At 33.0% G+C, this 8163-nt stretch carries 4 protein-coding genes and 1 pseudogene; 2 read left to right on the top strand and 3 right to left on the bottom strand.

Annotated features, from left to right (window positions below; genetic code table 11):
* Nucleotides 1-12 precede the first annotated feature (12 nt).
* Together ACTB0X_RS03660 and ACTB0X_RS03665 are read right to left on the bottom strand one after the other, a co-directional pair.
* On the bottom strand, nt 13-1686 hold the full coding sequence (locus tag ACTB0X_RS03660) for a MutS-related protein (protein WP_463023636.1): 1674 nt from the start codon (nt 1684-1686) through the stop codon (nt 13-15).
* Between the two features lie 64 nt (nt 1687-1750).
* Nucleotides 1751-3643, bottom strand: a complete 1893-nt coding sequence (locus ACTB0X_RS03665) for a hypothetical protein (RefSeq protein ID WP_463023637.1) — start codon at nt 3641-3643, stop codon at nt 1751-1753.
* Nucleotides 3644-3845: 202 nt separating this feature from the next.
* Here ACTB0X_RS03665 and ACTB0X_RS03670 point away from each other — a divergent pair, with 202 nt between their 5' ends.
* Nucleotides 3846-6713 (top strand): M16 family metallopeptidase, encoded by a 2868-nt coding sequence (locus tag ACTB0X_RS03670; RefSeq protein ID WP_463023638.1) that lies wholly within the window; start codon nt 3846-3848, stop codon nt 6711-6713.
* 387 nt (nt 6714-7100) lie between these two features.
* Entirely contained in the window at nt 7101-7862 is a 762-nt protein-coding gene (locus tag ACTB0X_RS03675; RefSeq protein ID WP_463023639.1) for a hypothetical protein, read from the top strand.
* 77 nt (nt 7863-7939) lie between these two features.
* On the opposite strand, the pseudogene ACTB0X_RS03680 reads toward ACTB0X_RS03675, so the two are convergent.
* A pseudogene (locus ACTB0X_RS03680) lies at nt 7940-8163 on the bottom strand (IS110 family transposase); the annotation flags it as partial.

The following is an 8163-nucleotide window of genomic DNA, read 5'->3' on the forward strand; positions in this document are numbered from 1 at the left end:
TTGTGCTAAGTTTTAAGTGTAGGAATTAGTATCCACTTTTGGTATAAAAGATTGTTCTACTTTTCTAGCATCATCAATAATCTCAGATGGATACTTATAAAGTTCTAAAATCTTTAAAGCATTCCTAGTTTTCAGTCGGCCTATTTTTAATTGATGATCAAATAGAAGTTTTCCATTGGTAATGTGTTCACTAAAATGATAGAGTTCAAATTTTTCAGTGTTAAGTATGTCAGTCAATTCAATATCATGTGTGGAAACCAAGACAATGCACTTTCCTTTATTCAAATAGGATAGAATTGCTTTTCCACCGGATATTCGCTCAATGGTATTGGTTCCTTTAAAAATTTCATCCAACACAAATAAACAAGGTATTTCCTCAATTGAAGCATTTATTAATTCTTTTATTGCTAATACTTCTTCAAGGTAATAACTAGTATTTTCTAAGATATCATCCGTAATTCTAATGGAAGAGTATAATTTAAAATAGGGCGCTGTATACTCTTTGGCAAAACAAATATTTAATGTTTGAGCCAAAATACTATTGATTGAAATACTTCGGATGAAAGTCGTTTTGCCTGACATGTTTGAGCCAGTCAGTAAAAGACTGCTGTCGATTAATTGTAAATCATTGATCACACAGTTTTCAACTAATGGGTGGTAGATTCCTTTGGTGATAAGCTCTTTGTTTTCTATGAATTTAGGTTTGCAGGTAAGGTAATTACTTGCTTTTAGTGATGAAATGGAGATCGCCACATCTATTTCTCCTATAAAGTGAAAGAGTTGCTTTAATTCATTTCTTTTTGCAGTAATGGAGTCAATGAAACTGTAAAAAATGAGATACTCTAAATTAAAAACCACTTTTATTAACTCGGCCATTACCCAAATTCCTGCTGCAAATTCATTAGTTAGATTTTTCTCAAAGCTGATAAAGTCTGTTTTTAGTTTAATTTTTTCAACTTCCTTTATGAAGGTTGTATCCGAGAACTGTTCTTTAATGTCAGCAACTTTAATGAGTGTTTTTGCTACTTTAAGGGCTTTAGTTAATTGTCCTACACCATCTAGGTAACGAGAAATTGTCCATTTATTCTTATAATGAAAAATCATATTGGTGGTCACAATAGGAATGAGGAAAAGACCAAACAAGGGATTAATAAACCCTAATAGGATGCTCACTATTGATAATAAAGTTAATGTATAAACCAACCACAGTAGTTTTGGAGGTTCAATGGGTGTTGAATTGACAAGGTCTTCAAAATGATAAGCGTTATCTGAATTGAGTTGATCTAATTCTAATTGTACCTCTAAACGTAATTGATCATTTTTATCAAAAAGAAGGCTTAAGTTTTTGAACGGAGAAATAGATGATTGATGTTCAATTGTCCTTAACTTGTAATATAAAAATTGTTGTCCAATCTTTGAAGAAGTTCTGTCAATGACCTTAAAAACTTCATTTAGATCTAAATCACTGGCACATTTGTCTGAAATAATGTGAAAAGCATTCTCACTCTGATCGGTGTTTCTGTAATATTTTTCAATTGAATCAAAGTAAAATTCAGTATCATTTTTTGTTTTCCCCCAATTTCGGATCAGATAATCTTTCCTTTTTTGTCGTTTCTTTTTGCCCTTAGAACTTATAAAAACGACTATTATAATACAAACTATAAAAACACCCCAGTACCAAATCATAAATAGTCTGTAAATTTTTAAGTCAATTAATTAAAATGTGTACGTTGTAATCAATGTTTTATTGCTAATTACAACTCTCACAATAATTCTTCTTCAACACCTCAAAGTCCAACAATTGAAAGGAAACACCTTCGCCTAAGGAGGAGGTGAATAATTTGCAAAAGCGTTCATCATTTACATCAATTGCATTCAGGATGATTTCCTTGTAATCACTAGAGTTTACTATTTTTGAATCTGCCACTGTTAGGTTGATGTAGTAAAACAATAGATCTTCATCCGTATCTACTTTTCCGATGTATGGTTTGATCAATTTAGTTGCCCAATCGTACTTTCCATAGGCGACAAAGTATTGCGCTAATTTTAGTAAATCTTTTGAAGTTGGATTGATGTATTTATACTTCATAAAGATGTTTTTGAGATCTCTGTCTTTTGCTTTGTAGTCTCGCATAAACATATGGATTTCAGATTGAATGATGTTGTAGTTGATCAACATCCGATTCACTAATTTATCGGAAATTCCAATTCGTCCTAAAGCCTTTATTTCCTTTTCGAATTCAGCGGGATCTACTTTCTCATCCCCAATTAACCAAAGCTTAAACTTTAGAGAAACTAAATTGTAATTGATTTCTTTTGAGTTGGGTTTCATTTTCTTCAATTCTAAAAAGTCGTTGTAAGTAGAAGTGAGGTCTTCCTCATCTAGAAAATATTGAAAAACGGACTTCTGATTTTGCAATAAGCTGTATTCTTGTTGCTTTGGAATTTCAAGTTTCGAAAGAAAATTGTTTGGTGATTCATTATTGATCACTCGCTGAAAAGCTAAATTCATTAACTCTTTCGTTGTTTCTTCATCCTTATTCTCAATTGATTTCTTGAATTCTACTTGTATTTGTTCCTCTGTTAAATTGGTGAGTGTTGTCTTTTTCTCTATTTCAATTTCTACTATGGCTTTTCTGTGCTTACTCAGAATGGATTCCATTTTTGCGGCGTAGTCTTTATCTAATTTTTGCTTCACTTCCTCTTTTGATAAACCACTTAATGATTCAAATTCAGTCCCTTTTATATCTTGATAAAATTCTACCCAATTCTCAGTGCTTGCAATTTCGAATGTCACTTGTTGACTTTGAAATTCTTGCAAAGCATCAATAATACTCTTCGCTCTTTTTTCTTGCAATATGATGTTGTTCGCTTTACTGCCTTCAACAGAAGAATAAGCTCTGATATTGATGGTTTTAATGTCATATAGGTTCAAACTCAGGGAATCGTAAATCGGTAAAATATCTGCTTTGGTATAGGTGGATTTATTCTTCTCAAACGGAATCATGAAGTTCATTTTCTTGTATTGAAATGAAGTCGTTTTTTTGGCAGTTGTTTTAACACTGTCCATCTTTTTATCATTAAAAATTACAGTATCTGTATACAATCCCATGTCCAACAAATCCCATTTGTAGCGTTTTATGTTATAAAAGAAGGTGTAGTGACACACATTACTTTTTGCTAAAAGAATCAAGTTCAATTCAAACTCTTGGTCTCTAAATTTACTCGGCAACAAACCTAAATCAACGACCACTCTGCCATCAGGAAAAACACGCATTTTGTCTTTCATTTCCTTCAAATAAATTGGTTCGGTTAATGTTCCTCTGGATACACCAGTCGCCTTTGGTGTATTGCTTTTACCACATTCAAAATCTGATTTTACTAAGATATCTACACTCAATCCATCACTACTTTTCTTGAACAATTGATTGAACCAATCAATATCAGTCATCACAAAATACATTCGGCTAAATTCATCTACTTGCACACCAAAACTAACTTCTGATGGCATGGTATTGATGGTGTTAACACAATTGGCACATTTTGGACTCAAATTAACTCCAGGAGCAATGAGGTCATATTTATTTTGAGATTGGATGGTTGAGAAGCTAAACAGGAATGCAAGGGCAAAGAAATATTTCATATTGGTAGTTTCCTTAATTGGTCTAGGGATTCAGTAATTTAAAATTAAAGATACTATTTGTAACTAAACAGTTAATACCAAATCAAATTAAACGAATTGATTAGGGTGATGTTTTCTGATTAGGTAATGGTATAGGTTTTTATTTTTCTAGATGATTTGATTTACTATAATTTAGATTATTTTAGTAAAAATATATTTTACGATGAACGATAAATCTAAATTCACGCTAATTATTTCCTTTTTTATTTACTCAGTGGCATCTGCCCAGCTAAATGTGGTAGAATATAAATTGGATAATGGAATGAAGGTTTTCCTCAATCCGGATAAAAGCCAACATGATATATCAGGAGCTGTTGCAGTCAATACTGGAAGTAAGAATGATCCTGAGACAGCGACTGGAATTTCTCATTATTTGGAGCATTTGCTATTTAAAGGAACCACAGAATTAGGAACTTCTAATTATGCTGCAGAAAAAGTTCACTTGGATTCCATCTATTATTTCTACGATCAATTGGGTAGAACCACTGATGAGGATGTGAGGAATCAAATTCAAAAACGAATTAATTTTCATTCAGTTGAAGCGAGTAAATATGCCATGCCCAATGAATTTGATAAGCTATTGAAATCCATCGGAAGCACTGGAATCAACGCCTCTACGAGCAATGATTTGACGATTTATTACAATTCTTTTCCATCACATCAAGCTAATAAATGGTTGGATATTTACGCTCATCGGTTTCAAAATCCTGTTTTTCGTTCCTTCCAATCGGAGTTAGAAGTGGTTTACGAAGAGAAAAATAGAGCCATGGATAATATGCAACGCACATTAGTAGAGGCATTTTATACTGAATTTTATAAAGGACACCCTTATGGCGATAAAACTACTTTAGGCACGATAGATCACCTTAAAAATCCATCGTTGAATAAGATGTATGAATACTATAGAACGTATTACGTAGCGAACAATATGGCGCTAATTCTTACAGGTAATTTTGACGTGGAAGCCATCAAGCCAATGATTGAGAAAGCTTTTGGTCAATTAAAATCAGGAATTCTGCCTGAAAATAAGATTGCTGCTCCTAAACCTTTTTTAGGGAAGCAACTGTTTACAGATCGGTTGACTCCTATAAAAATAGCACTGTATGGTTTTAGAACTGTACCTATTTATCATCAAGATCATGCAGCGCTTGAAGTCGCAAGTTATTTATTGCAAAATGAAGCGGGGACAGGCTTTATTGATGATTTAACCAATAAAAACAAGGTGATGATGTCGTTTTCCTTTATGGATGCAATGGATGAAGCAGGTTGCCAGATATTTATCATGGTTCCAAAAGTGTTGGTTCAATCTTATGGAAAAGTAGACCGGTTGTTGAATGAACAACTCGATAAACTAAAAGAAGGTCAATTTACTGAGGAACGATTAGTATCTGTTAAAAATGAATTGTTTAAAGACATTCAGTTGAACATTGAAGATCCTAAAAGCAGGGTGTATTTAATTTCAGATGCATATAGAGCTGGCTTAAGTTGGGAAGAATTGAATAGCCGTTTATCAGCCATTCAAAAGGTGAGTATAGAAGATGTTCTGCGTGTGTCGAAACAATACTTTGGCGATAATTATTTTGCGTTTCGATCACGAACAGGGTTCCCGAAAAAACAGAAATTGAAGAAGCCAGCATTTGAACCCTTGCAGATTGATCAAAATCAAGAGTCTATTTATAGTAAAAAGTTCGAATCGATTATAGAAGCTGAACCACAGGAACGTTTCATTGACTTCAAAAACGATTTAGAAACGATTTCGCTTGGAGAAGAGAGTCAATTGTATGTGGTTGAAAATAAAATTAATGAGATTTATACTCTAGAAATTAATTTCCGAAAAGGAAGACAAAGTGAACCCAACTTAGAACCTTTGGATGTATTTATGAATATGGCATTTCCAAAAGGTCAAACTATGCTAGAGTTCAAGGAGAAAATAGGTGTTTTGGGGACTTCGTTGAGTATTGAGTCCACCAATAGGAATGTGGTTTTAAAGCTAACAGGAATTGAGCAAAACATGCCTGAATTGCTAACCTTAATCAATCAATTAATGATTGCACCAGAAATTGATGAAAATGGGATTAAAACCATCTCGAATGTATATAGAACTATACGAAAACAAGAGCAGTTAGATGGTGTGTTGATTGCAAGAGCAATGGCGCAGTATGGGATGTATGGATCTCAATCAGTTTATAAAAATCGCTTATCAATCAACGAAATAGAAGGCCTTAAAAAGGAAGATTATTTGGAGTTGTGGAAAAATGCAGTGAGTCACTCTGTTTCTATACACTTTAGTGGGAAAATGGATGGAAAAGCTCTACAGCAGTTGATTGAAGAGAAATTGACATTAAATTTTAACGGGCCTACAGAGGACGTTTACTCACCATCTTTTGTAGATAGAGCAAACAGTGAAGTGCTGTTGTTAGATAACAAACGATTGGTTCAATCACACTTGTTTTTTGTAAAAAAATCAGCTCCACTTAATACAGAGAAGTTTGCCGAAAGAAATGTGTTTAATCAGTATTACAGTGGCGGGTTTAGTGGAATTTTAACCCAAGAAGTGCGAGAATATCGTTCTTTGGCGTATGCTTCTGGAGGTTCTTATGAGTATAGTTTTGAACCAAAACCCACTGGTTATTTCTACACTTACATAGGCACTCAGGCCGACAAGACCAATTCGGCTGCTAAATTAACGAATGAAATTATTCAGGACATTCCTCAGAAACCTGAGCGATTTGATTTGTTAAAGCAGAACGTAATTCTAACCAAACAATCAGAAATGCCAAGCTTTCGTGAGTTAAGCAAGAAAGTAGAGGATTATCAGTTGATGGGATTTGAGAAAGATCCGAATGAACTTGCTCGAAATGAGTACAAAGACATGACTTTTGAAGATGTGATGTTGTACTATACTAGTTTCGTTCAGCGCTATCCTACTTTTTTAGGAATTCATGGAGATGCCAAACAATTCAATTTGCAAGAATTAGAAAGCATAGGAAAGGTTAGAAAAATCAAGCGGGAAGAGGTTATTCGGTTTTAACTGTAGCTTCAAAATTGGAGTTCGGCAAGATATTAATGCATCAAGCTTTTAGCTAGTTTTTATAAAAAAATCAGGTTAAGAGTTTGATCACTTCACCATACTCTATTTTTAAAATAATGAATTTTAATCATAAACGTGCTTCATAAAGTATTTTTCAAATCCTTTTACGCATTAATCAGAACTCTCTAATTTTTAACCACAACACTTTTCGGTTTAATAATTCAACTATTTGATTGTATCAAATGGTATTATCAAATGGAAGACGGCATTCTGTAAAAGTTAATGGGAAATAATACTGAATTGAATAAAAATTCGTTTGATAGTGTTCATATATTTAAAAACTAAAACACCTTTACTCACGAGAAATAATAAAATTTTCCAAACGATATGATTAGAATCTTACTAATAATCAGTCTTATTTTTAGTGTTTCAATTCTTAAAAGCCAAGACATCCCTTTTTCGGTTAGTGAAAATGGAAAGTATTATGGTCACTGTGTAAAAATTTCTCAGAATGAAGCAAGCTCTAATTTAGTGCAAGAGGCCAGTAACTACAAAAAGTATTATGAATTCAGGTATTACAGAGTAGATACTCAACTACCAATATTGAAATATCAATTTAAAGCCGATAAACTATCAGACATCAGTATTAAAATAAGTCCGGATGGAAAGACTGTAGCAATTGGTAACGGTCAGAAAACAGATGTTTTAAATGCTCAATCAAAGACGGTTGTGTATGAAACTTTCGGTGTGAATAATGTTACTTTTCCTTATTTAGATAACAGTTTTCTTATTACAGGCAAAAAGTACCTTAGGTTATATGATACTTATACCGCGGCACCAATTCATTCATATGAAAATACAGCTTTTAGTAAGGGGTATGGTCGAGTTTGGTTTAGTAAAGATGATCGATTTATCATTCAACAGAAATCGAAATCAAGATTCAATGTTTGGAATACAAATCAGAGTAAAAGAATAAGTTCGCAATCAGCAGATGACTTTTCAGTTGATTACCAAAACAATCGTTTGACGTTTATTCGAGGCTTAAGAATTAAAGCATTTTCACTAGACAGCATGCGTTTGGAGTATTCTCAAGATTTAAGAAGTGCCTTAAGAAGAACTGAGGTAAAAAACAAACAATTTCCTCTTTAATTTGAGACATAGTTATCCTAGGCTCAAAGATTCGAAAATAAGATTCTTTAAGTTTTTTTTATGCTATTAATTACTACTTATCTGGGCAATATTGAAACATGAGTTTCATCGTATGGTCTCCCTGATTTTGCGATAGCAAAACATTGTTTCAGTAGTTTATTTGTCACCGCAATTAAGGCTAGCTTCTTGCTTTTACCCTTATTTACGATACGTTCATATATACCTTTACATGCTTTATTATGTTTACAAGCATTGAAAGAACATAAAAATAAGAGGTTTCGGAGCTTTCTATTGCCAACTT

The sequence above is a fragment of the Acidiluteibacter sp. genome, assembly GCF_055129545.1.

Bases quoted from the DNA above. Each gene is read 5' to 3' on its own strand.
- ACTB0X_RS03660 (WP_463023636.1), bottom strand. From the start codon at position 1,686: ATGATTTGGTACTGGGGTGTTTTTATAGTTTGTATTATAATAGTCGTT.
- ACTB0X_RS03665 (WP_463023637.1), bottom strand. From the start codon at position 3,643: ATGAAATATTTCTTTGCCCTTGCATTCCTGTTTAGCTTCTCAACCATC.
- ACTB0X_RS03670 (WP_463023638.1), top strand. From the start codon at position 3,846: ATGAACGATAAATCTAAATTCACGCTAATTATTTCCTTTTTTATTTAC.
- ACTB0X_RS03675 (WP_463023639.1), top strand. From the start codon at position 7,101: ATGATTAGAATCTTACTAATAATCAGTCTTATTTTTAGTGTTTCAATT.